This window comes from Mesorhizobium sp. M0227 (assembly GCF_040321855.1).
Lineage (GTDB): Bacteria > Pseudomonadota > Alphaproteobacteria > Rhizobiales > Rhizobiaceae > Mesorhizobium.
Genome location: NZ_JAMYSJ010000025.1, coordinates 23,723 through 49,705 on the forward strand (window position 1 = coordinate 23,723; position 25,983 = coordinate 49,705).

The 25,983-nt window shown below is 61.3% G+C and carries 22 protein-coding genes and 1 pseudogene; 4 read left to right on the forward strand and 19 right to left on the reverse strand.

Going from position 1 to position 25,983, the window contains the following annotated elements; translation table 11 throughout:
* The first annotated feature begins 72 nt into the window (after positions 1-72).
* Positions 73-2,118 (forward strand): carbamoyltransferase family protein, encoded by a 2,046-nt coding sequence (locus tag NKJ00_RS25550; protein ID WP_352631756.1) that lies wholly within the window; start codon positions 73-75, stop codon positions 2,116-2,118.
* Between the two features lie 133 nt (positions 2,119-2,251).
* Here NKJ00_RS25550 and NKJ00_RS25555 read toward each other — a convergent pair.
* The 3 genes and pseudogenes from NKJ00_RS25555 to NKJ00_RS25565 form a co-directional block, all read right to left on the reverse strand.
* Positions 2,252-2,914: pseudogene (locus NKJ00_RS25555) on the reverse strand (transposase); the annotation flags it as partial.
* Between the two features lie 815 nt (positions 2,915-3,729).
* On the reverse strand, positions 3,730-4,368 hold the full coding sequence (locus NKJ00_RS25560; protein WP_352631702.1) for an FMN-binding negative transcriptional regulator: 639 nt from the start codon (positions 4,366-4,368) through the stop codon (positions 3,730-3,732).
* A gap of 49 nt (positions 4,369-4,417) precedes the next feature.
* Positions 4,418-5,062 carry a helix-turn-helix domain-containing protein gene (locus NKJ00_RS25565; protein ID WP_352631704.1) on the reverse strand — a complete coding sequence of 215 codons (645 nt, stop codon included), beginning with the start codon at positions 5,060-5,062 and terminating at the stop codon, positions 4,418-4,420.
* Between the two features lie 89 nt (positions 5,063-5,151).
* On the opposite strand from NKJ00_RS25565, the gene NKJ00_RS25570 reads away from it, so the two are divergent.
* Together NKJ00_RS25570 and NKJ00_RS25575 are read left to right on the forward strand one after the other, a co-directional pair.
* A complete protein-coding gene (locus NKJ00_RS25570) occupies positions 5,152-6,297 on the forward strand; it encodes a trans-sulfuration enzyme family protein (RefSeq protein ID WP_352604082.1) in 1,146 nt (381 codons plus the stop codon).
* 546 nt (positions 6,298-6,843) lie between these two features.
* Positions 6,844-8,490 (forward strand): MFS transporter, encoded by a 1,647-nt coding sequence (locus NKJ00_RS25575; RefSeq protein WP_031203413.1) that lies wholly within the window; start codon positions 6,844-6,846, stop codon positions 8,488-8,490.
* A 727-nt stretch (positions 8,491-9,217) separates the two neighbouring features.
* On the opposite strand, the gene rlxS is transcribed toward NKJ00_RS25575, so the two are convergent.
* The 8 genes from rlxS to NKJ00_RS25615 all read right to left on the reverse strand — a co-directional run bounded on the left by rlxS (position 9,218) and on the right by NKJ00_RS25615 (position 16,186).
* A complete protein-coding gene (gene rlxS, locus NKJ00_RS25580; RefSeq protein WP_352631707.1) occupies positions 9,218-11,188 on the reverse strand; it encodes a relaxase/mobilization nuclease RlxS in 1,971 nt (656 codons plus the stop codon).
* Between the two features lie 187 nt (positions 11,189-11,375).
* Positions 11,376-12,062, reverse strand: coding sequence for a lytic transglycosylase domain-containing protein (locus NKJ00_RS25585; protein WP_352631709.1), 687 nt, complete (start codon positions 12,060-12,062; stop codon positions 11,376-11,378).
* Positions 12,050-12,598 (reverse strand): S26 family signal peptidase, encoded by a 549-nt coding sequence (locus NKJ00_RS25590; protein ID WP_352631711.1) that lies wholly within the window; start codon positions 12,596-12,598, stop codon positions 12,050-12,052. The genes NKJ00_RS25585 and NKJ00_RS25590 overlap by 13 nt, the downstream gene beginning before the upstream one ends.
* Positions 12,595-12,864, reverse strand: a complete 270-nt coding sequence (locus tag NKJ00_RS25595; protein WP_023740428.1) for a helix-turn-helix transcriptional regulator — start codon at positions 12,862-12,864, stop codon at positions 12,595-12,597. Before NKJ00_RS25595 ends, NKJ00_RS25590 begins: the two co-directional genes overlap by 4 nt.
* Positions 12,865-13,033: 169 nt before the next feature.
* Positions 13,034-13,357: a DUF736 domain-containing protein gene (locus NKJ00_RS25600; protein ID WP_023735798.1), complete on the reverse strand. Its 324-nt coding sequence runs from the start codon at positions 13,355-13,357 to the stop codon at positions 13,034-13,036.
* A gap of 501 nt (positions 13,358-13,858) precedes the next feature.
* On the reverse strand, positions 13,859-14,350 hold the full coding sequence (locus NKJ00_RS25605; RefSeq protein ID WP_352631713.1) for a hypothetical protein: 492 nt from the start codon (positions 14,348-14,350) through the stop codon (positions 13,859-13,861).
* A gap of 102 nt (positions 14,351-14,452) precedes the next feature.
* Positions 14,453-15,415, reverse strand: coding sequence for an ArdC family protein (locus NKJ00_RS25610; protein WP_023766617.1), 963 nt, complete (start codon positions 15,413-15,415; stop codon positions 14,453-14,455).
* 537 nt (positions 15,416-15,952) lie between these two features.
* Complete coding sequence (locus NKJ00_RS25615; protein WP_023735803.1) at positions 15,953-16,186, reverse strand: helix-turn-helix domain-containing protein; 234 nt, start codon at positions 16,184-16,186, stop codon at positions 15,953-15,955.
* Between the two features lie 104 nt (positions 16,187-16,290).
* Here NKJ00_RS25615 and NKJ00_RS25620 point away from each other — a divergent pair, with 104 nt between their 5' ends.
* On the forward strand, positions 16,291-16,572 hold the full coding sequence (locus NKJ00_RS25620; RefSeq protein WP_081731037.1) for a DNA -binding domain-containing protein: 282 nt from the start codon (positions 16,291-16,293) through the stop codon (positions 16,570-16,572).
* Positions 16,573-16,666: 94 nt separating this feature from the next.
* On the opposite strand, the gene NKJ00_RS25625 is transcribed toward NKJ00_RS25620, so the two are convergent.
* The 8 genes from NKJ00_RS25625 to ccoG all read right to left on the reverse strand — a co-directional run bounded on the left by NKJ00_RS25625 (position 16,667) and on the right by ccoG (position 25,911).
* Complete coding sequence (locus NKJ00_RS25625; protein WP_023809306.1) at positions 16,667-18,577, reverse strand: putative bifunctional diguanylate cyclase/phosphodiesterase; 1,911 nt, start codon at positions 18,575-18,577, stop codon at positions 16,667-16,669.
* Between the two features lie 294 nt (positions 18,578-18,871).
* Positions 18,872-20,053, reverse strand: coding sequence for a 5-demethoxyubiquinol-8 5-hydroxylase UbiM (ubiM, locus tag NKJ00_RS25630; protein WP_352631758.1), 1,182 nt, complete (start codon positions 20,051-20,053; stop codon positions 18,872-18,874).
* A 417-nt stretch (positions 20,054-20,470) separates the two neighbouring features.
* Positions 20,471-20,587: a cbb3-type cytochrome oxidase assembly protein CcoS gene (gene ccoS / locus NKJ00_RS25635; RefSeq protein WP_084025756.1), complete on the reverse strand. Its 117-nt coding sequence runs from the start codon at positions 20,585-20,587 to the stop codon at positions 20,471-20,473.
* Positions 20,588-20,752: 165 nt separating this feature from the next.
* The gene (locus tag NKJ00_RS25640; RefSeq protein WP_023762791.1) at positions 20,753-21,013 is read right to left on the reverse strand and encodes a BON domain-containing protein; all 261 of its coding nucleotides are present in this window, start codon (positions 21,011-21,013) and stop codon (positions 20,753-20,755) included.
* 392 nt (positions 21,014-21,405) lie between these two features.
* Positions 21,406-21,576 carry a cbb3-type cytochrome oxidase assembly protein CcoS gene (ccoS, locus tag NKJ00_RS25645; protein WP_023762793.1) on the reverse strand — a complete coding sequence of 57 codons (171 nt, stop codon included), beginning with the start codon at positions 21,574-21,576 and terminating at the stop codon, positions 21,406-21,408.
* Entirely contained in the window at positions 21,573-23,861 is a 2,289-nt protein-coding gene (locus tag NKJ00_RS25650) for a heavy metal translocating P-type ATPase (RefSeq protein ID WP_352631717.1), read from the reverse strand. Before NKJ00_RS25650 ends, ccoS (NKJ00_RS25645) begins: the two co-directional genes overlap by 4 nt.
* Positions 23,858-24,355 carry a FixH family protein gene (locus NKJ00_RS25655; protein ID WP_031261324.1) on the reverse strand — a complete coding sequence of 166 codons (498 nt, stop codon included), beginning with the start codon at positions 24,353-24,355 and terminating at the stop codon, positions 23,858-23,860. Before NKJ00_RS25655 ends, NKJ00_RS25650 begins: the two co-directional genes overlap by 4 nt.
* Complete coding sequence (gene ccoG, locus NKJ00_RS25660; protein ID WP_352631719.1) at positions 24,352-25,911, reverse strand: cytochrome c oxidase accessory protein CcoG; 1,560 nt, start codon at positions 25,909-25,911, stop codon at positions 24,352-24,354. The genes NKJ00_RS25655 and ccoG overlap by 4 nt, the downstream gene beginning before the upstream one ends.
* Positions 25,912-25,983 lie beyond the last annotated feature (72 nt).

Consider the following 25,983-nt stretch of genomic DNA (forward strand, 5'->3'; position numbering starts at 1 on the left):
CAACACGGCCTATTTAGTTGGAAACAGTCGAGGTAAGCCAATTTGGCTTCCCGTTACTATTTGGAGAAAGAAATGCTGTGCCTAGGAATCAGCGGCGGACTTGACCAAGTCCATGAAAACCGATTCGAGCGTCCGAACGCCTTTATGCACGATGGCGCCGCGGTGCTCGTCCGAGACGGAAAGGTGATAGCCGCCGTAGAAGAGGAACGCCTCAATCGAATCAAGCACTCGAACAAGCTGCCAAGTGGTTCGATTCAATACTGTCTCTCGACGGCCGGGGTTCAGCTCAGCGACATTGATCGTGTCGCGGTCTACGCCAGCGAGCCCTATGCCAACGCCATGCTTGAAGGTATGTCCGCTTCCCAACCGGACATTCTCTCCACTCCGTTGGATGCTAAAATGTTGGTGCAGAACCTGTTAGCGCGTGAGTTCGGCACTAAGTTGGACAGTTCGCGTATTTCATTCGTAGGTCATCATCAGGCGCACGCCGTGAGCGCCTTTGCAATGTCGGGCTTCGAACAAAGTCTCATTCTAGCGATTGATGGCTGTGGTGATTTCCTGTCGGGCCTTGTGGCGGTAGGGTCTGGCACAGAAATTACGCAAATCGAGGCTTTCCCGGAGGACAATTCTCTTGGGCTGTTTTATCTCGAGACGATCCGCTGTCTCGGCTACGGCATGTTCGACGAGTATAAGGTAATGGGACTCGCGCCCTATGGCGACCCCGCTCCCTATCGCGAGCTCTTCGAGCAGTTCTACGAGCTCTCCGCCAACGGTGGCTACCGTGTTCACCTCGACCGCATCGGTCCGGCGTTGCTCCGCAACATCGAGATCAGGCGGAAGGGAATGCCTTTCACCCAGCAGCATCGAGATGTGAGTGCGTCACTGCAGGAAGCGCTTGAGCGGATCGTGTTCCACATTCTCCGGCACCACCGTGAGGCCACCGGCATGAAGCGGTTGTGTCTGGCGGGAGGGGTAGCCCACAACTGCACGATGAACGGCAAGCTGCTGTATTCAGGGCTTTTCGAAGACATCTTCGTGCAACCCGCGTCTCACGACGCTGGCTGCGCATTGGGAGCTGCGCTGATAGTCTCTAACGAGATGGGCCGCCCCGCGCCGCGTGAGCGACTGCAGGAGGTCTATTGGGGTCCTGATCTCGGGAGCGACCGCGCCGTGGAACAGGAACTGAATGCATGGTCCGGACATCTCGAGGTTGAACGCTCTTATGACGTAGCGAGCAGTGCAGCCCACTGGATCACCAACGGCGCCGTGATCGGCTGGGTGCAGGGTCGTTCGGAGTTTGGGCCACGTGCGCTGGGCAACCGCAGCATTCTTGCCGACCCTCGGCCCGCTGCAAACAAGGACCGGATCAATGCCATGGTCAAGAAGCGCGAAGGCTATAGGCCTTTCGCACCATCTGTGCTGGAAGAGGATGCGAGCGAATTTTTCGACCTCCCGGACGGTAAACACGAATTTCCATTCATGAATTTCGTCGTTCGCGTGCGTGACTCAAAGCGCGCCTTGTTGGGTGCCATTACGCACGTCGACGGTACGGCTCGGCTGCAAACAGTATCGCGCGATGCCAACCCCGCTTACTGGGAGGTCATCAATGCGTTCAAGAAGCGGACAGGCACTCCAATTCTGCTCAATACGTCCTTTAACAACAATGCTGAACCGATCGTGGATACGGTTGCAGACGCGATTGCCACATTTTTAACGACAGAGCTGGATGGACTTGTGGTCGGGCCCTTCCTGGTAAAAAAACGGGCTGCAACGCTGCAGGATTGGACTGCGCTTTCGATTTCATTGCCTCCCTCAGTCTCCCTACATCAAACCCGTGCTTACACAGCGCGAGATCATCAGGAGACTGTCTGCGAGATTATTCCGAACCACTCCAGCATTGACAGTGTGCGAATTTCAAACGACCTGTTTAATCTGCTGATGCGGATTGAGGGCGAAGCCGTGTTAAGCGATCACCTCAATATAATTGCGCCGGATCAAGCTGAGCATGAAGCTCTGATGGAGGACCTGCGAAGACTGTGGGAGCAGCGCCTGGTTCGGCTGCATCCCTCACAAGCTGCTCGGATGGATCATGGGTCCGATCAAACGCCGGACGCCTAATAGGCTATCAATGTGATAGAGATGCCGCTCAAGCTCGGCCAATCAATAGTGTTCATCGACCCCGCCTGCGAGCTCACCGCTGTGATTAGGGGGGGGTCGAGGTCGCCCTGGTCAGTATGCTTAGGAATGCTAGGGTCTGGCCTCGATATTGACCGGACTTCTGTGTCGAGAGGTCCAGCCCGCAGAACTTTAGAAACTGGCGATGATGACCTAAGCGGCGAAGATCGCCGGCTTCGGCAATGACGGTCAATGCCTTGATCGGTCCGATGCCCGGGATTTGTCGCAGGAGCTGGTAATCCTGGCTGTGCCGCAGCAGATCGTCGGCCTGTGCTTCGATCTCATTGCGGTGCCGGATCAGGCTGCGTGCTTCGTCAATGACCATCCGGAACATGCGAATGGCAGGCGCATCAAGTGGCAGCGGCAATCCGATCGATGGGCGCGCCGTCTCGAAAATATCCATCAGAATCTGTGTCTTGCTGACCTTGCGGCCGACGACATCCCAAGCTGCTGCCACAAACTCCTCCTTCGTCAGCGCCGTGATGCTTGCTGGGGTCGAAAAGGCATCGAGGAAGGCAAAGAACCAATCGCTGCGGCTGTTCCCCCGGAAGCGATCGATCTCGGGAAAATACAGCGGCTGGTAGTGTGTCAGCATGCGGTGCTGGATCTCGGTCTTGGCCCTGGCGATCGCTTCATGTGTCTTCGACAGTTCATGCACGTCGTTGATGCCGGCTCGCAGCGGATCATGGTAGACCTGCGTCGCCTGGATCCTGAGCATGTGTAGGATCACCTGGGCATCGATCTTCTTGCCGACTATGACGCCGAAGGCCTCAAGAAGCCCAGGCATCTGTTCTCGATTTTGCCTACTAGGCTGACGAGAAGGTCGCGTGCCGACAGCAGCACCCGCACGACACAGGTGCCGTGGCTCTTGGTGCGAACCTGCTTAAAACATCCGGTCCGTCCGATCTGGCAAGGCCCGCCGCTCGTCGGGGCCCGATTTGTTCGGCATCATCGAGAGGGCGGCGCTTGACACGATCGGAAGTCCGCGCTTCGTTAACTCGTTCCAGAGCCAGACCGCAAGCGGTCACGGCTCCATGCCGATCCGCTCCGTCTCCGCAGTTCACAGTCCCGCCCGCATCTCCCGGTCGGGCCCGGGTAGCCATTGCGCTGCAAGGCGGGTCTGATCGCTAGGGCGGCGCCCGCCACCATCTCCATCATCGGTTCGGCGACATAGCCAATCATCTCCCGTAAGAGAAGTGCTTTCAGGCAAGTTCCGCAGGTTCAAGGAGATCGTTGACGGCGGCCACTTGGGAGCTGCGTCGAGTGCATGGTCGAGCTTGCCGCCCAAGGTACGTGGCTTCGAAACGCGTGCGATTGCGCCTCATTCAAGACCGGTAGCGGGTGGTCGCCGACATACGAGGGGGCGCAGGCGCCTGAAACGAACCCGTCGGCCACTACGGAGCAATCCTGCCGCCTGACCAGGCGCGTGGGAAAGTATCACAACGGTGACCACAGCGTCGCTTCAGGCCGTCAAAAGCTATTGCCGTGCGTCAAGGCGGGCTAGGTGACCCGTCGGAGGCCGGCACCAGCGGCTTTGTCGGGACAAGACAAATGCTATTGGGATTTGGCCGCCGCAGCCGCGAGCATCGCTTCTCCCATCGCAATGGCCCCTTGGGCACGCAGCATTTTACCAGGGTTCTGAATGTCGCGCACCTCTTTGTTCTGGCTGAGTTTTGATTTTCCAACCAGGCCGGTGATCTCGATCTCCAGGGCGACGATTGCCTTAACCATCGTGTCGATGAAGTCCTTCGGCGCGTCGCCCATCTTCCACGGGGCAGGCTGCGAGGCTTCTTGCATATGAGTGAGCTTCGCCACGTTACGGCGTACATATCGCTCATCATCCCGGACAGTGATGCGTCCGTGGGCGTGGACGACGAGATAGTTCCACGTCGGCACCTGCTTGTGGAGTTCGTGCTTGCTTGGATACCAGTTCGGCGAGATGTAAGCGTCGGCCGCACGGAAGATTACGAGAACCTCATCGCCATTGGCGACTTCCTCCCAGACTGGATTCTTGCGAGCGACATGGCAATTGAGAACGCCCTTGTCTCCCTTCGAGCGGTCAAGCTCGAAGGGGAGGTGGTTCGCGTCCAGTGTGCCTTTGCTTTGGGTGACGAGGATACCAAGCGGGTGTTTCTCGATAAGCTCGAACAGGGCGTTCTGATCAGGGACGGCAAAATGAGGCGGAACGTACAACGGTTTATCTCCTGTCGCGAATGTGCGGTTGCTAGTAATCGGCGGAGCCTTACGGAACGGGCTCCTGAATCTTCGCTGCCGTCGACGAGTGCCCCGGATCTCGGTGTCCACCACGCTCAAGAACCGCCATCGAGAAATGGGCGGGCACATCAGATGCCGCCGCGTATGCGTGCGGTTGGTCAGTGACAAGCCGCGCACTCTCGCCTTCGCTTAAAATGACCACATGGGTACCTACCACAACGCTCAGGGCACCCTGACTGACCGAGATCAACTCGCGCGTATCCGGACTATGAGCATCTGCGGAAAACACGTCGCCCGGCATCATGACCCAGCTCCACAATTCGAACATCGTGCGCCCCGAGGTCGATGAATGAAGTTGTGCAAAGCTTCCCTTGGCGCTTGTCCAAAGCGTCCTCGTCTCTGTCGGCTCAATAGGAAGGCGAACTGTGGAAGGATCGTCATTCAGCAAATCGGCCACGGAGAGCGAAAACGCCGCCGCCAGTCGGCAAAGTATGCCGATACTAGGGTTCGCCTTGCCTTGCTCCAGCGAGACGACGGTTCCCTTGGACAGGCCGCTCAGTTTTGCCAGGCGATCCAGGGTCAGATTTTGGTCGCGCCTCAAGTCTCGGATTCGAACAGCTATCGCTTGCCCAAGGACCTGCTCGGCATCAAAGGCTGTCGTAACATCGGTCATTATATTGACTTAGGACCTCGGCTCACCTATTGCGGTCAGTATAATGACCGGGGCGAAATTGCAACTGCCCGTTAGGAAGGAAATAACCGATGCGTTTTGAGACGAAGGCGATCCACTGCGGCCGAGGGGTCGACGCGTCCACGGGGGCCGTATCCATGCCGCTGCACACCAGCACGACGTTCGAACGCGGTGTCAACGGGTCATTTCCGTCCGGCTTCGAATACACAAGGGATGGAAATCCTACACGCAATGCGTTCGAGGCGGCCATGGCGACGCTTGAGGGAGGGGAAGACGGCATCGCCTTCGCTTCGGGCATGGCCGCGATCGCTGCAGTTTTCGAGAGCCATCCGTCGGCGGGTCGGATCGTTCTGCCGGATGACATGTATTTCGGCATTCGTTCGCTGATCGAAGAGACCGACATTGGGTCTCGTTTCGACTTTGCCCCAGTCGACATGCGCGATTTGGACGCTTTGCGCGCCGCGGTGACATCGAAGCGGACTGGCCTCGTCTGGATCGAGACGCCGTCAAACCCGATGATCCGCGTTGTCGACATTGCGGCCATCTGCGCAATCGCGCACGAGGCAAACGCCTTGGCGGTGGTGGACAATACGTGGGCCACCCCAGTGCTTCAACTGCCACTCGAAATCGGGGCAGACGCGGTGATGCACTCGGCGACAAAGTACATTGGCGGCCACTCGGATTTGATGGCCGGTGTCGTCATTGTCCCAAACGCGTCACCCCTCGGTCGCCCATTGCGGATGGTCCAGAAACACAAGGGCAGCGTCGCAGCGCCCTTCGACTGTTGGCTGGCGTTGCGGGGCCTGCAGACATTGCCGGTCCGCATGCGCGCCCATTGCGAAGGCGCCCAGAAAGTGGCCGAGGCCCTGGCGTCTCATCCGCGCGTCGAAAAAGTGCTCTTTCCTGGCCTGCAAACTGACCCGGGACACGATCTTGCTACGCGGCAAATGAGCCATTACGGAGCGATGCTATCCTTTATCGTCGAGGGCGGAGCCGATGCTGCAATGGCCGTGGCCGGCCGCCTGAAGATTGTTGTCCGGGCGACAAGCCTTGGCGGGACGCATTCTCTGATAGAGCATCGCGCATCCGTTGAAGGTGCGAAGTCCAAAGCGCCAGGCGGATTGCTGCGAATTTCTGTAGGGCTTGAACATCCTCAGGACATTATCGATGACCTGATGCAGGCCCTAGGCGAAACCTTCAAAGCGGGAGTCCAATGACGGGTGCAAGAACTCTGGCGCCGCTTTATGTGGCGGCTGGCGCAGCCGACGATCGGCAGAACAATGTTCCTGCTGAGTAGAACGCACGTCCTCTGGTGAACCGCTATCGCCGTGTCGCATCGTCTCGGGCGCGTGGTCGCATGGGTGATGAACGTCTTCGGGTTTCTGGACGATGGCCACGCGCTCGACCGGAAGCGGAAATACCCAGATTTGCCGTTGACCTACTGCTGCTCAACCTCGTCGGAGATCGCGGTCAACAGATGGGATGGATGTGCTGGCACTACGGCAGTTTGACAAGCCGGCCATCGGGGCGCTAGCACCGTCCAAAGCCAAGAGTCGCAGGGCAGAACTGACCGCACCAAGCGGGCTGCGGGACCCATCAGCTAACGGCCAGGTTGGTACCTCAACGCGCATCAGCACCGTGGATGCCACATTGTCCTTGTTGCGAGCGCGATCTCGGAACTTCGTTGTGACGCAGTCAGTGCACAGAGCGCACCGCTGCAAGCAAATGAGCGGAAGAACGACACTCAGTGGAGGTGAGAAGTGATGCGGCGTCAAGATCCTCCGCGCTTTGCGGCAAACACACTGATCCCTCTTCACAACCCGGTCTTTCGTTCTATCTGGACAGCCACGCAGATATCCAGCCTTGGCTGGCTGGTGCAGAGCGTGGCTATAAGCTGGCTCATGGCCACGATTTCAGCCTCCGATCTGATGGTTGCGCTCGTACAGGCTGCATCGACACTGCCCGCGTTCTTCTTGTCGATCCTTGCTGGAGCCATTGCAGACAGCTTCAGCCGCCGTGGCGTGATGCTTGCCGGACACTGCCTGATCGCACTGGCATCCACGGCGCTGGCACTCTCTGTGGGACTGGGCTTTGCTAGTCCATGGCTAATCCTGGGACTGAGTTTCTTGGCCGGATGCGGCTTTGCCTTGAACGATCCAGCCTGGCACGCCTCGGTCGGCGATATCCTGGAAAAGCGCGACATACCCGCTGCAGTGACGCTGATGTCGGTGGGGTACAACGTGGTTCGGAGCATAGGACCGGCGCTGGGCGGTGTAATCTTAGCTTTGCTGGGCCCCCTTACGGCTTTCGCCCTCGCTGCGCTAAGTGACCTGGTCCCGTTGAGCGCTGTTTTGCGCTCACAGTGGCAAGTTCGCTCTTCGCCTCTTCCGCGCGAGCGGATGACTACGGCCATTCATGATGGCATGCGATTCACGGCGATATCCTCAGAGATCAGAGTGGCGATCGTGCGTGCAACCCTGTTCGGGCTATCAAGCATCTCGATCCTTGCTTTGCTCCCCCTCCTGGTTCGCGACCAGCTGGCGGGAGGGCCAATTGTGTACGGCGTGCTATTGGCCGGCTTCGGCACAGGCGCCTTCATCGCCGGCATTGGCAGCAGCTACTTGAGACGCATCACGTCCCAGAACCGATTGATCACGCTCGCATCCGTTGCTTGCGCAACGTGCTGCCTTTTGATGGCCCTCACATCGTCGGTGGCTGTGGCGGCGATCGCGCTTGCAATCGGTGGCGCTGGCTGGGTTGTCACCTGGACCGGAACCGACGTGTGTGTGCAGTTGGCAAGCCCAAGGTGGGTCGTTGGTCGCACCCTGTCCATTTATTACGCCCTGACCTACGGCGGCATGGCAGCGGGTAGCTGGATCTGGGGTGCTGTCGCGCAGTACTATTCGCTGACGTGGGCTTTGGAAGGTGCTGCAGCGGCACTGTTGCTGGTCGCGGCTGTGGGAAAGCTATTGCCGGTGCGGCTATGGGAGGAATCGGATCAAGCGGCCGTCGACTTCAGGCCACCAGAACTGGCCCTCCCTTTGAAGCCCAGGAGCGGTCCGATCGTGATCAAGGTGGAGTACTCGATACTCGAGGAGAGTATCGATGAATTTCTGAGCTGCATGCGCGAAAGGCGGCGCGTTCAGAGCCGCGCCGGTGCGCGGGACTGGACCCTCCAGCGAGACCTTCAGAAGTCGACGCTTTGGACCGAGACATTCCGCACGCCGACATGGACGGACTATCTTCGTCTAAACCATCGACTAACGGTGAATGACAGGGACATAGGCGAGCGCCTTGCCGCTCTGCACATGGGTGATTCTCCGCCTCGCATCTCACTTTCAATCGAGCGGTCGACAAGCCCCGCCCCCGGCAGCCAAGTCCAGCCTGTGCCTTTTGTATCGCGCCCGTGAGAAAACCAAGACTTGTCTGGGCTTGGACACGGAACGAGCTATTGCAAATCGTTCCGGCCGGTTAGGCGAGCATGAGGATTCGCGTGGCAATTATGTCCATCACGGATCCCATGTTCCGCCCGAGACCCCCCTCTCTGCCGCCAGATCGGCTTGAGCACGGATTCAGGTCGCCTGTCCTTTGCATAGCGGCGGGCAACGAATAGCAAGGGGGCGGAGGGTATCCCCGTCTGCGAAGCGGGCAGAGGAGGAATCCGCAAGGCGGGTTGCTGGGGAGACGGGCCGCGCGCCTCTTTCCGCCTAGTTTTCTCCGTTACAAAGTCCCCCCGGGACGGACTGCCAGTTCACGCCAGGGCCAACAGCATGGTTGCTCGCACGGGCGACCGCCGCGTCTGCCGGTCCTGCGAGTAGAATGAGGGAAGTGCGGCTTCATCCTCGATGCCAGAACTCGCGTCGCCGTACCGCGGCCGCCAGAGCCCCTTTCGCTGTCACGAGTCAGCCCACCTTTCTAGCTGGCAGCCCATCGGGAGCCGATCCGCAGCACCTGTCGGCGCGCCTTCCGTGTCAACGCAGAACATGATGCATATTCCCAGCGCTTTTTGACAGAGCGAACTACAAAATGCAGAACACTGACTCTCCGCCAAATGAATGCTGCGAGCAAGCAGCAGGCGGAGGAACTCCGTCTGGGCTGAGTATGTGTTTCAACGCGGACAAATAAATTGTAGCCAGTTCACGAAACGCCGGGCCCGCTCCTCTGGCGTCCGATCGTCCAGGAAATCCCCTCGGCGCGCACCACGCCAGACACCTCCTTACCGATATGATGCTCAAGCACCGGCCGCCAAGGCACCAGCGTGAACTCGCGCGATTTCTCGATGACACCGTATTTTCCGCCGGCGAGCTCGACGCAGCGGCGCAGCGTTCCGTCTATTCGATTGCCATGCCGCGCTTCAGAATACGAGAGCCCGAGTTCGTCCGAGAGCTGACTGGCAACACGGTTCAGCTCTCGTTGGCGCAGCATTGAAAGCATGTTGGCGCGATAGATGACCCGATCCTGCGCATCATGGGCAAGACCTTGCGCGATCAGCCACTGCTGTCGGCGGGCCTGGACCTGACGTACTTCGCGACCGAAGCCAGAGTCGCGCAAGGACTCAGGGTGGGCTGATACCAGCTCCTGGTCGATCCAGGTGGCGCCGTCGAAGCCTACTTGGCTCTCCAGCGGCATTGATGAGAGCTTGTCAACGACAACAGGCTGGGCCCTCGCTCGCTGACGCTCGTAATCCGCGACGCGGTTGAGATGGTCGGGCGCGACTGTCCATGTGCCGTCCGGCTCGCGCTCGACGCCACCGGTCGCACGGCGGATCGCCTCCAGTCGCCGCACGTGCGTTTCGGCAAAGCGTTCGGTGGCCGAGGGGTCATGCTTGAGATGTATATCGATGCTGTAGCGCCCGTCGTTGACCGTCGCGATGCCGGCAATTGTGCGGTCGACTTTTCTTGGCCCGGTGTCCCTCGGCTTGACCCGCACTATGCAGCCCTCTGGTGTCGGTTGGGTGGCCTCGCCTTTGCCGATATCAAAATAGTGGCTTTTGCCGTCCACGCCGTCGACGACGAGGTAATGGCGGTCAGTGATTTCGTCGGCCAGCCCGCGCCCGACGACACGTCCGACCACGGTTTGAGCCGACCCGTCGGATCGATCGTGGATAAGATGGTCGGCGGCACTGCGGACGAGCCCCTTGCCGGTCAGCTCGCGATGGATGGTCTTGACGATGTCGCCGCGCGCGCCGATGCGGCGTAGCGTGGCTTCGAGCTCATCCTCCAGGCGCCAGCGACCCGCAGGCATCTCCTCGGCGAGGCCCATCCGCTCGAGCTTGCGCAGGCGGCCCTGGTGCAGCGTCTGGCGAAAGGTGTCTCGGCTGGCCGGTGAGACACACCCCTCATCGTCGCGCATGCGCATCAGCTGCCGGTCGATGCTGGTGAAGCGTTCCTGATCCATCTCCTGGCGCAAGCGCTGCTCGATCTCGCGGTCGGTGCGCGGGCCAAGGTCGAGGCTAACCAGTTCGGCTGCGCGCTCGCGCAAGCCAGAGGAGATGTAGTCCCGCGCTATGACGAGGTTTTCGCCGTGATCATCCCTGCCGCGCACGATGATGTGGGTGTGGGGATGGCCGGTGTTGAAATGGTCGACGGCCACCCAGTCTAGCCTGGTGCCGAGGTCTTCTTCCATTTGCGCCATGAGGCGCCGGGTGAGCGGCTTCAGGTCATCATACTCGATACCGTCTTCAGGGGCGACGATGAAGCGGAACTGATGACGGTCACCGTTCGCGCGATCGAGAAAGGCCCTGCCGTCCGCGCGGTCATTGTCGGCAGCGTAGAGCTCGCCACGCTCGCCTTCCCGGGTGACGCCGTCGCGCTGGAGGTAGCGGAGGTGCGCACGAGCGCCGTCGACTCCCTTGCCGGCCAGCTTGACGATGCGTGCCTTGACGACTGCGCGTCGCTGCCGAAACGCCGCGTGGCGGTCGCGCGGTGTAAGAACTGCGGCAGCAGCCCCGCCGCGCCCCACCCGGCTTCCGATGAAGCGGCTGCCGCGTCCGCTCCTGCCGCCTGCTCGGTTGACCGCGGCCTGCACCTGGCCAGCGTAGCGTTTGCCCGCCTTCGAGCCGCGCGAGCCAATTTTGCCGAGCTTCGGCGTGAATTCGTCATCCTGCATGCGGCCTCCGATGAACGAGCAGCAATTTCAGAGGCTTGCGCGCCAGACCCTCCTGGACCCGGGGGCAACCTCCTGGGAAAAAGATGTGCAGACAAAGACTTGGCCGCCTCCAGGAGGCGCTGCCTTTATCTTGCCTTCCGCGCACCTGCCCCCCTGGCCCCCGCCCGAACCACGGTAGCCGCTGCCCTCACCTGCGATCCGGCCGGCCTGACCTTGCTCGCTCCGATCCGAGCGGCACCAGGAGTTGGCCATTCGGGCCGGTCACGGAAACACCGTTTCGGAGAAAAAACAGCGACTGCCCGGACGGGATTCCCGGCGCGCTTTTGGAATGGGATTTGCCGGTGAGCGCGTCCATATCGGCGGCCGAAATGCCCGCCGCCTTGATCTCTTCCAGATACGAAACCGTCTCGCTAGGCAGCGGTCGCCCGCGCTGCAAATGCTGCTCGTAGCGCTCCGGCCCGGCGTTATAGGCTGCAAACAGGCCTGGAAATCCGAAGCGGTCATACATGGCGCGCAGATAGGCAGTGCCTGCCAGAATGTTGTCGCGAGGGTCGTGCGGGGCGGCTCCCAGGCCAAGCTCTGCGCGCAACTCCTCGTAGGTGCCTGGCATCACCTGCATGAGGCCAATGGCGCCGGCGCTCGACGTGACCGGCCGCCCATTGAGCGTCGTCTGCCCCCGGCTTTCGGCATCCATGACGGCATAAATCCAGGTTTGTGGAATGCTGAAACGCCGGCTTGCTTCGGCTACGAAGGGCTGCCATCTTGCAAGCTGCGGACTATGGGAGATGACGACCGGCTTCGTGTTGGTCGCGGCGGAACAGGAGCATGGTGCGAGACACGCCATGCCCAGCATAAGGAGGGTCACTCGGTCCATAGCGGCACGAGCCTCCCGATGATGTTTTCGGTCGGCACCGGCCCGAAATAGCGGCTGTCGAACGAGCGATCTTTATCGCTGCCGAGCAGGAAAACCTCGTCGGCGGCGAGTTTTCGGCATGCATTCCACCAAGGCAGCGGACGGTGCTGCGTGTCGGTTGCAAGCCGGCGCGCGGCTATCTCGCCGCCGATGATGATGGCGTCGCCGAAGGTGCAGACATGCTCGCCGGGCAGCGCCGCAAGGCGCTTGACCAGCGGCACGTTGCTGGGCAGATAGAAGCGTTCGGCGGCGAGATCGGCGACCGGTCTTGGTGGGCGGACGAGTACGAGATCACCACGAGCGGGCGATCCGGATGCGACGCGATAGAGGCCGACCGGCGCACTCGCCGAGGCGTTCCAGACCAGCCAGGGCGATGGTTTGCCGAAGGCGGCGAAGCCGATCAGGCCAAGGCCGATTGTGGCAACGACGATCGTCTTGCGGGCTCGAATGCGCCGCAGATGGTTGCCGATCAGACGGATGGTGGGACGCCGGCTCATGAGCGGCCTCCCTCACCGGCCGAGCCGGATTCGTGCGCGCCATCCTCGGGCGCGGTCTCCGGCGCGTGCCCCTTCGACCAGTCGTCGAGTTCGTCGATGTGATAGCGGACATAACGGCCGTGCTTGCGGAATTGTGGGCCACCGCCTTTGAGGCGCATCTTCTCCAGCGTGCGCTGGGACAGCCCGATATAGAAGGCCGCCTGCGCGGTGTTGAGAAACGGACTGCCCTTCTTGGCGCGGGCTGCGCGTTCGTTTTCGTCGTCCATGATGATCCTCGGTTCGTTACGGGCAAGCGAGGCGAGGATCGGCGAGCGAGATCGTTTTGGGGACGGGCGAAGAGTGGGGGGCGAGTTTTCGCCGCCCCTTCGGCGGCCTCACGGGTCCTGAGAGAGGCCCTGCGCCGGTGGGCGGCGCAGGGCTTTGCGGGTCGGCCGGTCAGTCGACCGGGTTCCAGATGATGGCGTAAGTGTCGTCGTCATCCTGGCCGGCGGCGCGGCCCAGATTGGCGTAGAGCTTGCGCGGGCCAAACTCGGGGGCCGCAATCGACAGGCTCACATAGTCCTTGCCGGAGGTCTCGCCGGTGCGGATCCAGGCCGCACCCACTTCGACCCCTTGCGTCAGCACCCGGTAGTCCGGATGGGTGTCGGCGCTCTTTGCCTGATTGGGCACGATGTCGATGTCGGCGCGGACGCTGAGCGTCTTGAGCTGGCCCTTGTAGCCGCCGTTTTCCTGTTTGGTCACGTATCCGATTGCGGTCATTTTCAGTCTCCTCTTGGTGCTCGCAGGGGACCATTCCCCTGCGATGGCGGACCGTGATGGGCGCGTCCGGATCGCCGGAACCGGCACGGCCGCAGCGATAGCGGAGGACCCGAGCGGGGAGTTTTTTTGAAGCGAAGCGGCGCGAGGAAGCCGCCGCAGGCGGCGGGGAAAAAAGCTGCCGGCGAGGGTTTCGGGCCGGCCGGATCCGCCCATAGGTCGTCAAGCCAGGCGCAGGGGAATGGTCCCTGAGACACAATGGAGAGAGGGTGCGCGATCGGGGGCACAATAAGCAGGCGGCACTATGCAGGGGGCCGGCGGCGCGGGCTCTCTCGGCAACCGGATGTACAATTGGCGCCATGCGCCTGGCGCCTCAGCAAGCAATCCGGGGCGGTGCGGGGCTGCCGAATGGGGGCGAATTGGCGTTGGAATTTATCGCACGCGGCACTGGCTCGGCAAGACGATCAATCGGAGCCGGCGCGGCCCGGAGCGGCGCGCGCGTCCTTAGCGGCAGTACTCGAGAAAACGCCGCTCGGGCCCTGATCGACTATTCGCGCACGAACAGCGACTGCTTCCTTGCGCACAGATCGGCGAATAGGAAGGCCTCGCAGCTGGGTAGCTTTCGGCCGGGAATTTCACCCAGCGCGGCAGCCAGGCCTCAAGCTGAGGCGGCTTCTCGATGTTCTTGCCGCCGATCTCGGTGAGCATCGAATCGGCGATTTCCTCGTCGCGCAAGCGATCGAAAGGCATCGTCCGGTTGCCACCATATGCCCACGACGCGCACGAGATTATCGTCGCCGAGCGCCCACCTTGCGCGCGAACATGCCGGCGGCAGCAAGGGGTCGCGATTGCCGCTGGCCACCACCGGGCAGGCCAATAGCTTGTGCCGCATTTGCCGAATGCGGCGTCAGCCTTGCAGCCGGCAAGGATGGCAGTCACCGTCTCGTTGGCTGCGCGCTGCGACCCGGGGCGCACCTTGGCGATGCAGATCGGCATAGTTCTGCATCGGGGCGGGTGAGTCCCGGGCGCCGTCGGGAATGGGCATCTCCTCGCTATCCGGCGTCGGCTCGGTCGTGGCCAGTTGAGCATCGGGCATCGTCATGCCGCAGTCCCTTCTTGCGCCTCGCCTTCCGCATCGGCCTGAAGGCCAAGCAGGAAATCGGCGGCCTTCGAAGCGAGGCTGGCGGCACGGAAAATGGCGCGGTTGTCCTCGCGCAGCACCTTCAGCCATGAGCCGATGTAATCGGCGTGACGCACGGTCGGCTCGATGCCGAGATTGCTGCAGACGAAGGCGGCAGTGATTTCGGCGACCAATTCTTCACGCGCGTAAGCCTTGGAGCCGAAGGAGCCGGAGAGGTCGCGAGCAAGCCGCGTCGGGTGGCCGGTCCAGTGGCCAAGCTCGTGAAAGCAGGTCCGGTAATAGTCGATCTGCTGATGGAACGCCGGCTGCGGCGGCACCTGAATGTGGTCGCTGCCCGGCATGTAGAAAGCGCGATCGCCGCCGACCCTGAAATCCGCACCACTGGCGCGAATCAGCGTTTCGGCCTGCGGCGCGATCTCGCACTGAGGCAGCGGCTCGGCGGGGGCATGGAGGTGTTCCGGAAGATTGTCGCACTGCGCGACATTAAAGACGGTAAAGCGCTTCAGAAAAGGCACGGCCTGTGGTGCATCGCCCTCGTGGCGTGCGCGCTCCTTCTCGTCCTTGGGGACAAAGCGGTCGGCATGCACGATGGTCGTGCCGCGCTCGCCTTTCCTGACATTGCCGCCCAGGGCAAGCGCCTGCCGGAAGGTCAGCCAATTCTGGCTGGGATAGCTGCGCTCGATGACGGCGCCCCACAGGATGAGGATATTGATGCCGGAATAGCTGCGCCCCGTGGACGCATTCCTCGGCAGGCCGAGGCCTGCTTTTGCGCTGCCCCATGGCTTGACCCATGGCACGGTACCGCGCTCCAGCTCGGCAATGATGCGGTCGGTGATCTCCTGATAGAGGCTGGCGCCCGGGCGCCTGCCCTTGCCTGCGCCAGCCTCTCCGCTGGTGGTACGCTTGCTGTTTGCACGCATGTGTTATCCTCCGCTCACCAATCGCCGCGCCTTTCCCCGGAAGCGGGGTGGGCGGCGAGTCGCGACCGGAAGGGCCCGCCCAGTAGGCGGACCGCATCCGAAGGACCGGAACGAAGAGGAGGACCCTGAGCGGCACGCGAAGGGTTGCGGGCTGCCGCAGCGGGTCTAGAAGGGAGTGCCGCCCCCCCCGCGCCACCGGGAAAGGCCAACAGACAAACCGCGCCGCCCGCAAGGGCGGCGGCCGTCACAGCCCGAAGGGCTGCCCACGCCAAGGGGCGAAGCCGAATGGCCGAGACCGCCTGAGCTTGCCGAAGAAAAGCGGGCTCGGTTCACGAGCACCTGGTGCGCGTCGTCAGGCGCGCGGGCGCGCGCCAAGTTTTTTCGCACATGGTCAGGCGGCGCAGTTACGTCGAGAACCCAAAGGCACCGCCGCCGTGCGCGCGGCTTCCTCCGAAAACCAGCGCTCGCCTTTCAACAAATTGAGGCATTGTCCTAGACAATATTCCTGTCCGGATCATGATAGATGCGGCGCGCCCGCTAGGACCGGAGGCTGGACAGAATCTCGCACGGATCAGCGTCAATGGCCGCAGTTATGTCGAGAAACTCGATGACGTCGAGACGCCGCTCTGCGCCCTCGTACTTGGCCACGAAGGATTGGGGACGACCAAGCTTGTCAGCCAGCTGCTCCTGGGTCAGGCCTTTGGCCTTGCGCAGCGAAACCAGCTGGGCCAGAAACCGCTGGTGGCGGGGCGATCGAAGGGATTTGGGCATGGAGGCGAACCGGTCGGGTAAAGACCGGATCAGCGACTAATCCCGGTTTCGGATTATCCCATTTTGGGATATGCTGCGTGCGCTCACAGGCGAGGTTCGCAGGCATGAATGGACCAATGGGAACAGATGAGACTCGAAGCTCAACTTTGAGCGATGAAGTCCCCTGGTCGGAGAACCTCACGAGCTACGACAGGGAGCATTTCACGATCTACCTGCGGATCCTGGATGCCTGCGCCGACAATGCCAGCGAAAAGGAGATGGCCGAGCGCATTCTCGGCATCGACCCGTCCATTGACCCGGTCCGCGCCCGCAAAGCTCTTCGCAGCCATATCGACCGTGCGAACTGGATGGTGACGACCGGCTACAAGGAACTGTTCGCCGGCTGATGCACAACGCCCACTGCCACGTGTTTCGAGCAGGCAAGTCTCTGTAGCCAAATTCGGCAGCGCACGGCCGCGACGGCCGGCGCGGCGGGAGCGGTCACAACTGGTTCGCGTGCTGTTTGACTGCCATTTCCAGTGCTTGCATCAAAGGCACAGCCTTGGAGAAGAGGAAGCCCTGAGCGGTTCGGCAGCCAAGCTTGTGCAGGGTTTGCCGATCCGCCTCTGTTTCGACGCCCTCGGCCATGACCTCGATCCCGAGCATGTCACCGAGTTCGATGACCGATTTGACAAGCAGTCGGTCCTCTCGGGACTTGGCCAGGCCGCGAATGAAGCCCTGGTCTATTTTCACCTTGCGTATCCGACGGTCCTTGAGAGATGCCAAGGTAGAAAAGCCGGTGCCGAAGTCATCGAGCGCGATGGAAACACCGGCATGTGAAAGCCGTCCGAGCTTTTCATCCACTCTGTCCGGGTCCACCGGCGATTCTTCGGTAATCTCGATTTCGAACATCGTCGCAGGCAGGCCTCTTGCCGCCAGACCCTCCAGAACCATGTCGTCGATATCGCCGGCTTCCAGTTCGCGAGGGGAAACATTCATCGCCACACGAATGTCACGACAGTCAGCTTTCACCAAGCCGTCGATAAAAGCACAACAGTCGGCGAATACGGTTTGCGTCAGCAGCTGAAGCATTCCGGTTTCGCGTGCGGCCGTGATGATTTCGGGTGGAGAGATGGCACCATGCGTCGGATGGGACCATCTCAGCAAGGCTTCAAAACCGACCACGGTCTCGGTTTCGAGTTTCACGATCGGCTGGAACCAAGGTTGCAATCTTCCCGTCTTTATCGCCGAATGAAGATCCCGTTCGATCGACTGGCGACGTTGCAGTTCCCTGTCGAGTTCGGCATCGAACAGGCAAAATTCGTTCCTGCCATGGCGCTTGGCCGTATACAGGGCGATATCCGCCCGCAACAACATTTCAGTCAGGCTCGGCGTCTGCGCCAAGTATATCCCTATCGATGCCCCGACCCGAACGGACGCGACTTCGATATAGGGGCGAGCAATTTTGGCTATGATATTGGAGGCGAGATCACTGGCAGAAAGCGAAGCTCTCGTTGAGGGAAAAACCAGCACGAATTCATCGCCGCCGATACGAGCGAGCGTTGAGCCTTCGGGTGCTTCCTGCTCTATGCGGCGGGCGATCATGACAAGCAGTTCATCACCGGTCCTGTGACCGTAGGTGTCGTTGACAGATTTGAAGCCGTCCAGATCAATCAGCATTGCCACGAAGGGGCCATCCGCGGTCTTGAACCGACCGATGGCGTGTTCAAGGCCCCGCCTGTTGAGAAGGGCGGTCAGATGGTCCTCCCTGGAGTTGCGCTCCATTTCCGACGCAAATCGCTCTGCCTCATGTCTCAGGCGGCTTGCTTCGCGGAAGCGCGCCTGCCCAACAAACGAAGCTCGGACCAACCCGCCCATGAAGAGCAGAACGGTGAAAGCCAGAATGTAGCGTTCAAAATTGCCTTTCGCCAAAAGGCACGCCACCGTGATGAGGAGTGGAGGTGTGATGAAGCTGGTCGCCGCCGCGGCATACGAACTGCCATATGTAACCGCACCAGCTGAAATGCCCGCCAGTATGACCAGATGCATCGGTGCTTGTGGTGTTGTGTATCCAACAGTCAGCACGGCCGGGAAGGACCAGGCAAACCCTGCCAGAAGGGCAAGGACGCCAAACATGCGAAGGCGCGGCAAAACGCCAAGCAAATCCTGATGGCGCCCCGTTTCCTTTAGCTGAAAACGGGCGAGTGCAAGCCGGGCGGCATTTAGCGCATTGACGACCAGGAACCAGCTGGCAGCGGCAAAGCCGCCGCCAGAAAGGGCCTGCACCGCGCAAATCAGGCCTGACAGGATCGCGCTTATCGGCATCGACACGAAGAGCCCGGCCCTCAGGTCAGCAAGCTGATCCTGACGGATTTTGGCCTCCAGCGATTCTTCTTCCTTTAGGGGTGCCATGAATGGACCAGCTTGCTTGCGTCGTTGTTCGCGAGGACCAAACCTATGCAAGCCCACTGAAGGACGGGTTAACTACCCAGCGAGGGTAACCAGTGCGCTCACCATGCTGCGGGTCACACCTTTGGCTTAGCATTGCCGAATGATCAAGGCTTCGCCCGCGCGCGTGCCTTGATCCGAATCATGCCATGATCGGCAACGTCACCAGGAGACAGCCTTGCCCCGCGACGACGCGCGCCAGCAAGACAAGGAAGCCTCGCCGAGACAGCGTTCCAGAGCGGCAGCGCTCTGTGCGATTCACCGCCTGAGCATGGCCGAAATGCCATGGCGGACAAAGGGAAGATGTTGGGCAAAGCGGAGCCCAGCATGTCTTGCAAGCCGTGCCGCCGAGTGCTCGCTTGAGTAGAGACCGACAAGCATGTTGGTGGCATGATAGAGCGGCCCCGCCGACAGCCGCAGCCGGCTTTCGTATCTGCCGAGCATGTCGGGATCGGCAATGTCGCGGCGGGCGCGACATGCTGTCAGTATTTTACGAGCGAGTTGCTTCTGGCCGCCGAGGCCGATGTTGAAGCCATGCGCGGTCACCGGGTGCATGCCAATGGCAGCGTCTCCGATCAGTGCCGCACTCGGAGCCGAGAACTTGTGCGCCCAGGTCGTGACCAGCGGATAGGCATGGCGGGTGCTTGCCAGGGTCATCTGTCCGAGGCGTCCTCGACACCGGTTCATCAATTCCATGCGGAACAATTCGTCGTCGAGAGCAAACAGTCTGTCGGCCTCGCTTGAGCGCAAAGTCAGAAGCAGCGACGACACGCCTTCCATGAGCGGCAACATCGCTATGGTCTGATGGTGGTCGAACCATTCGACCGCGATCTGCTGATGGACGCGCTCGTGCCTCACTCGGCAAATCAGCATGGAGTGGCCAAGCGGATGGATGTTGGCGCCAATGCCGAGCAGGTCGCGCATCGGGGACAAACGCGAATCCGCTGCTACGAGCAGCCGAGCGGCCAATTGCCTGCCATCAGAAAGCGTTATGACCGCCTCGTCTTCGCTATTTGTTGCATTGACGACCGAGTTGCCGCACAGCAGCCGGGCATGATCCTGGAAGTGGACAATTTTGAACAGGGCATCGCGGATCCGACAATTTGGGACCAGAAATCCGAGTGGTTCCCCAGATCCGCTGGGAGCATCGAAGCTCAGGGCGAAAGGGCTGGATCCGTTGAGCACGCGCGCGCCATGAAGCGGTGATTTGTCCGATGCGGGGATGGCATCCCAGGCGCCGAGCTCGCGAAGGATTCTCACTGATGCGTGGGTCAGCGCGATCTCGCGACCGTCGAAAGCCGGATTCGCCAGGCTGTCGAGCGACTGCCGTTCAACCACTGCCACCTTGAGTCGGCTCCAGGCGAGCGATGCTGCGAAGGCAAGTCCGACCGGACCAGCTCCGACGACAATGATGTCGAATTTGTCGACATAGCCGGCCATCAGCGTGCCGCCATAGCGGCTATCTTCGACACGAAGCGCTCTTGAAGCATCGCAATCACCCACGGTTTGCCGCTCATCTCCCCAACTCGATAGACATGCGTTCTCCGTTGGAAGCCTGGTCAATGAAACCATGCCGATGAAGAGATAACGCTGATCTGGATCAACCAGGCTCGACAAACCCGTCAGCGGCGGGTTCACGGTCGAGTGGTCGATTGCCGTGAAAACGTCTCCATGTCTGGGCATTCTGAATGGTCGGCTTCCCAATCGCGTGCCCCTCCTGGGCAAAGGTTCGGCAACGTATTGTGGCTGATCCGTTCTTCGCACCGCGCCGATATCGTCATGACGCGGGCAATCGCCAGCAAAGATTCGGTCGACTGACGACCAGCATCCGCACAGTCGTTGGCGCCGCCAACCGGTTCAGCCTCGCGGCTCTTCCCGATCGATAAGGACCCGCTCGGCGGAGCCGTCGAGATCTTCGTATTGGCCGCTCTTCAAGATCCACAGGAAGCCCCGGTCCAAGCCCCACCAAAACAGGCAGCGGCCACCGCATTTCCGTCTGGACGGGCGTCTTGCTGCCGACAGCGTGCTCTCCTAACGCGCTAGACGCCGAAGGAACTCGCCGACGGCCTCATGTCCAAGTGATGTGGGAAGGGAGCAGAACCAAAGGGACTCTGCTTGGCGTCCCCGCTTTTTTCGCAGCTATGAAACCATCACTGAGAACGGATCCGTACTGAGGAGGAGGCGGTCCTTGACTTGCCCGACGCCGGCAACCTTCTCAGCCGCAACGATCGCTGCCTTCCGCTGACGCTCGTCGACAATCGCCCCCTTCAGTTCGACAAGGCCGTCGCTGACCCTCACATCGATCAAGTCACCACCGCTCCAGGTTTGTGGCTGCAGTTCGGCAAGGATAGCCTTGCGGATCAGTTCGTCATCGGGTGGCGTGGTTCCCTGTTTCGGCATGGCGGATCAGGACAAGCAGCAAATCAGTTCGCGTGATGATGCCGACGACCCTTTCCCGAATCGACAATCGGGACATTGTTGTGCGATGTTGCATCATCAGGTCGACAGGAGGCGCCGAGATGACGTGTGTGGTCATCACCTGATGGATGATCCGTCCATTCGAGCGCACACATAGTCATTGGCGGTTGTGCCCGGGCCAAGATCAAGCTCCAGCCAGCGCGGACGCACACGCTGGGTTCCGAGTTCCTCTCGGCGCAAGAAGTCGCTTTTTTCGCGTTCGCATGCGTCGTGATGACTGGCTTTGTCATTAAGGATTCGGCTTGCATCCTCACCCTCCTGATCTTTCGTCGGACGACGATAGGACATCCCGACCCGCGGCGCGTTGATCTGAGTCACTTGGAACGAGTGGCATTCTCCGCGCCGTCGTCGCTGTCGATGAGAATGCGCTCCGCCGCGCCATCGAGATCCTCGTACTGGCCGCTTCTCAACGCCCAAAGGAAGCCGGACAGGCCGAGTGCGCCAAGGAATAGCGCTACGGGGATGAGGTAGACGAGCGTCGTCATGACGATTGAGCCAAGGCGCCGGCCCGCGCGGGCCTGTCTTGCCGCGCAAATACGGACGACGCACCCGTTGCGAAGCCTTGCAGACGCATGGCATTTCCAACCACGAGCAATGACGAGGCTGACATCGCGACCGCGGCGATAAGAGGCGTGACATGCCCCAGTATGGCGATCGGCACGGCGATGGCATTGTAGACGATCGCGATCACGATGTTCTGGCGAATCAGGCTTCCCGCCTTGCGCGAGACATCCAGCGCGAGAGGCACTGCCAGAAGGCTTTCGCGCAGGAAAACGAAGTCGGCTGCGTTGCGGCCAATGTCGGCGGCGGTGGCCGGAGCGATCGAGACATGCGCAGCGCTCAGCGCAGGCGTGTCGTTGAGACCGTCGCCAACCATCAGAACCCTGTGTCCGTCTTTCGCCGCCGTCTCAATGCGTTCGACCTTGCCGGACGGCAGCAGGGACGGAATAAAATTGTCGATACCCAGCATTTTTGCAACTTCGCCGCAGGCGCCCGCGGTATCGCCCGACAGCATTTCCACCGACACCCCAGCATGGGTCAATTGCCCGATCGCCGCCCTGGCGTCGGCGCGCAGCGCGTCCTCAAAATCGAAGGTCGCGACAATGAACCCGTCTTTTGTCAGCACCGTTCCGCCATAGCCATGTTTGCCTTCGCCGCCGGTCCGGGCCTTCCATCCAGCCCATCCGCGCCGGCCCAGCCGCCAGGTGCTACCTGTCGCTGTGGCTTCGATCCCGAAACCCGGGTGCTCGGTGACGGCATCGAATTTGTGCTGCCCGCCAAGGCGGGCAAAACCGGCTATGGCCTTCGAAAACGGGTGACGCGAGTGCGCAGCCATGTCTCCCGCGATTGCCAGCATGGCCGGATCAATCGAGTCCGCATTGACCAGCCGGGGCTGGCCGAGGGTGAGCGTTCCGGTCTTGTCGAACACCGCTTTATCAATCGTCGCCAGGCGCTCCATGGCCGAACCGTCCTTGACCATGATGCCGTTCTCGAACAGGCGCCGCGCCGCGACCACCTGGACGATCGGTACGGCGAGGCCGAGCGCGCACGGGCATGTGATGATGAGAACGGCAATGGCGATGGTTATCGCCCGGTGCCAGTCACCGGTCGCCGCCATCCAGCCAAGGAACGTCGCGAAGGCTGTGAGATGAACCACCGGGGCATAGAGCGCTGAAACACGATCGGCGATCCGGCGATAATGCGCGCGGCCGCCCTCTGCGGACTCCATCAGCCGAACCATTTCCGCCAGAAACGAATCTTTCGCGGCGGCGGTCGCCTCGATCGTCAGCGGGCCGGTTAGGTTGAGGACACCGGCCTGCACGGCTTCGCCTGCTGCAACGCTTCGAGGCGTGCTCTCGCCGGACACCAAGGAGCAGTCCAGATCCGAGGCCCCTTGAATGATCTTGCCGTCGACGGGGATTCTCTCGCCGGCAGCGATCAACAGCAGCATGCCAAGTTCGATCTCGCCAACCGGCAGATAGTCGCGTGCACCATCGCCGCGCAGCACCATGGCGCCACGCGCCGCGAGCTGTGACAGGCCTTTGACGGCGGTGCGGGCGCGTTCGCGCATCACGTGATCGAGCGTGCGGCCGATCAGGAGGAAGAACAGCAGTGACACCGATGCATCGAAATAAGCGTGGTCGCCATGGGTGATCGTCTCATAGAGGCTCATGGCGTAGGCGAGGGATACCCCGACCGCGATCGGCACATCCATGTTCATGCGGCCGTGACGCAGCGCATTCCAGGCCGAGCGGAAGAAGATGCCGCCGGCGAAGGCGAGTGCAGGGATGGCGATAACCGCCGAGACCCAGTGGAACAGGTCGCGGGTAGCGCCTTCAGCACCGGACCAGACAGAGACCGAAAGCAGCATGATGTTGCCCGCCGCAAAGCCGGCGACAGCAACGGCGCGGATCAGCTCCGAAAGCGTCTTGTCCTTGTTGTCGACCTCGGGGTCGAACAGATGCGCCTCGTAGCCCAGCCGTCCCAGCGCGGCGACGAATGGTGGTACCTGGTTTCCACGCCAGCGGACCGCGACCCGCTTCGTCGACAGGTTGACACGAGCGCTCTCCACTTGATCGAGCTTTCCCAGTGCTGTCTCGATCGCCTGGATGCAGGCCGCGCAATGAACCGTGGGGACCGAAAGATCGGTCTGGCGGAGATCATCGCCAAGCGATCGGCTCGCCAGCCTGATCTCCTGGCTGGACGGCAGGACCGATCCGGCGTTGACCAGATCAAGCGCCATTTCGGCGCCCGGTGCACAACAACTCATTGCAGCGCTCCATTGGAAATCATGATCCTGCGGACGTCGCGATACGGTTTATCCAGGCCGGCATCGGCGTCGACTTCGACGATCCAGACACCATCCTTCGGCAAATGCTGGGCGGCGAATTCCTGACCCGAGGCGAGGACGAGCTTGATGGATTCATCCTCTTTTTCGTAAGCGGGATGGCGAAACAGCGCCTTCACGCCATGCAAGGGAACCGGTTTGCCGGCGGCGTCGATGAGGCCGTAGCGGACTTCACCCGATGCGATGGTCAGCTTGCCGGTCCAGCCGAGGGCTGCCTGCGCCCGCCCTTCCTCGGCCTTCCTGTTGAACTGCTGGCTCGCCACATAGGTGTTTTCGACGACCAGGCCGGTCCAGCTCGTGTTGGCAAGCGTCGCCATGGTCAGATTGACCGCGATGACCACACCGAAAAAGGCCAGGATGATGGCCAACATGTGCCTGCCGGTGAATTCGCGGGTTTTTTGTGTTCTGGCGCTCATCTGGCAGTCTCCGGCGCGTTGAAGGTGGCGGTGTACTCGTTCGACTCGAAGCTGGCTCTGTCCTCGACGCGGAACTTGAAGGTCTGTGCCGGAGCGCGGATCTGGTCCGCCGGCTGGCGAACGAAGACCCTCAGCATTTTCAGGCGGTCGGGTTCGACCGGAATGGCGAAGGAACGGCCTGCGGGGATGTCGTCGCCGACGACGACCATCTCGGCGCCCTGCAAGCCCTGCATCGTGACGACGATCGTCCTCGGCTCGGGGATCATGTTGAGCAGCTTGACGGTGTAGCCGTTGCGGATCGAGCCGTCGGAGAGCGTCACGAATTGTGGATTGCGGTCGTGCAGGACATTGATTTCGAGCCGGTCGCGCGTCAGCAGCGAGTAGAGGAGGCCCAGGCCGATCAGCGACCACATAGCCATGTAGACATAGGTGCGTGGCCGAAAGATCTTGCGGATGTGGAAATGCGCCACTCTGTCCGAAAACAGGCCGTCATCCGTCCTGACCAGCGCCGGATTGACTGAGCTGGACCCGCCTGCAGTCGCCAGCATCATGTTGGCGTTGTAGTCGGAGAGCGTCGCATAGGCGATCAGCCCACGCTCCTTGCCGAGCTTGTCCATGACGCCGTCACAGGCGTCGATGCAAAGCGCGCAGGTGATGCATTCGAGCTGCTGGCCATCGCGAATGTCGATCCCCATCGGGCAGACCGCGACACAGGCATTGCAGTCGACGCAGTCGCCCACGAGCTGGCCTGCGGCCAGCACCTTCTTGGCGTGGCGCGAACGCGGTTCGCCGCGCCAGTCATTGTAGGTGACAGTGAGGGAATTTTCATCGAGCATGGCCGCCTGGATGCGGGGCCACGGGCACATATAGGTGCAGACCTGCTCGCGCATCAGACCGCCGAACGTGTAGGTGGTAGCCGCCAGAACCGCGACGGTGATGTAGGCGACAGGCGCTGCCGTGCCGGTGAAGAGTTCGCCAAGCAGGCTGGGCGCGTCACCGAAATAAAAGATCCACGCGCCGCCCGTCAGCGCGCCTATGATCAGCCAGATGGCGTGTTTGGACACCCGCAGCACGAGTTTGCGGCTGGTCCAGGGACCGGCGTCGAGCTTGATGCGCGCATTGCGGTCACCCTCGATGGCCCGCTCGACGACCAGGAACAGATCGACCCATACGGTCTGCGGGCACGTATAGCCGCACCAGGCACGGCCGACAGTCGACGTGATCAGGAAAAGACCGACGCCGGCCATGACCAGAAGGCCTGCCACATAATAGAATTCCTGCGGCCATATCTCGATGAAGAAGAAATAGAAACGCCGGTTGGCGACATCGAGCAGCACGGCCTGGTCCGGGCTAAACGAGCCCCGATCCCAGCGCAGCCACGGCGTCAGATAGTAGATGCCGAGCGTGACCGCCATCACCAGCCATTTGAACTGGCGAAAGCTGCCCGAGGCCCGCTTCGGGAAGATCTTCTTGCGCGCAGCGTACATTGGCTGACGCACCTTGGCGGAGTTGACCGGCGTGGGTTCGATCCTTTCTATTTGCGTGTTATCAAGCACGAGAAGCTCCAGTCACCAGCGACGATTTCGCCGGAAACCGACTCATCGGTTCTGGATGATGCCGAGGCCCGG

Coding starts and splice junctions, on each gene's coding strand:
- NKJ00_RS25595 (WP_023740428.1), bottom strand. CDS start 12,864: ATGGACGACGAAAACGAACGCGCAGCCCGCGCCAAGAAGGGCAGTCCG.
- ubiM (WP_352631758.1), bottom strand. CDS start 20,053: ATGGCCGGCTATGTCGACAAATTCGACATCATTGTCGTCGGAGCTGGT.
- NKJ00_RS25575 (WP_031203413.1), top strand. CDS start 6,844: ATGCGGCGTCAAGATCCTCCGCGCTTTGCGGCAAACACACTGATCCCT.
- NKJ00_RS25620 (WP_081731037.1), top strand. CDS start 16,291: ATGAATGGACCAATGGGAACAGATGAGACTCGAAGCTCAACTTTGAGC.
- NKJ00_RS25585 (WP_352631709.1), bottom strand. CDS start 12,062: ATGGACCGAGTGACCCTCCTTATGCTGGGCATGGCGTGTCTCGCACCA.
- NKJ00_RS25600 (WP_023735798.1), bottom strand. CDS start 13,357: ATGACCGCAATCGGATACGTGACCAAACAGGAAAACGGCGGCTACAAG.
- NKJ00_RS25650 (WP_352631717.1), bottom strand. CDS start 23,861: ATGAGTTGTTGTGCACCGGGCGCCGAAATGGCGCTTGATCTGGTCAAC.
- rlxS (WP_352631707.1), bottom strand. CDS start 11,188: ATGCAGGATGACGAATTCACGCCGAAGCTCGGCAAAATTGGCTCGCGC.
- ccoS (WP_023762793.1), bottom strand. CDS start 21,576: ATGACGACGCTCGTCTACCTCATCCCCGTAGCGCTATTCCTTGGCGCA.
- NKJ00_RS25570 (WP_352604082.1), top strand. CDS start 5,152: ATGCGTTTTGAGACGAAGGCGATCCACTGCGGCCGAGGGGTCGACGCG.
- NKJ00_RS25615 (WP_023735803.1), bottom strand. CDS start 16,186: ATGCCCAAATCCCTTCGATCGCCCCGCCACCAGCGGTTTCTGGCCCAG.
- NKJ00_RS25550 (WP_352631756.1), top strand. CDS start 73: ATGCTGTGCCTAGGAATCAGCGGCGGACTTGACCAAGTCCATGAAAAC.
- NKJ00_RS25640 (WP_023762791.1), bottom strand. CDS start 21,013: ATGCCGAAACAGGGAACCACGCCACCCGATGACGAACTGATCCGCAAG.
- NKJ00_RS25605 (WP_352631713.1), bottom strand. CDS start 14,350: ATGCCGATCTGCATCGCCAAGGTGCGCCCCGGGTCGCAGCGCGCAGCC.
- NKJ00_RS25655 (WP_031261324.1), bottom strand. CDS start 24,355: ATGAGCGCCAGAACACAAAAAACCCGCGAATTCACCGGCAGGCACATG.
- NKJ00_RS25565 (WP_352631704.1), bottom strand. CDS start 5,062: ATGACCGATGTTACGACAGCCTTTGATGCCGAGCAGGTCCTTGGGCAA.
- NKJ00_RS25590 (WP_352631711.1), bottom strand. CDS start 12,598: ATGAGCCGGCGTCCCACCATCCGTCTGATCGGCAACCATCTGCGGCGC.
- NKJ00_RS25610 (WP_023766617.1), bottom strand. CDS start 15,415: ATGCGTGCAAACAGCAAGCGTACCACCAGCGGAGAGGCTGGCGCAGGC.
- NKJ00_RS25625 (WP_023809306.1), bottom strand. CDS start 18,577: ATGGCACCCCTAAAGGAAGAAGAATCGCTGGAGGCCAAAATCCGTCAG.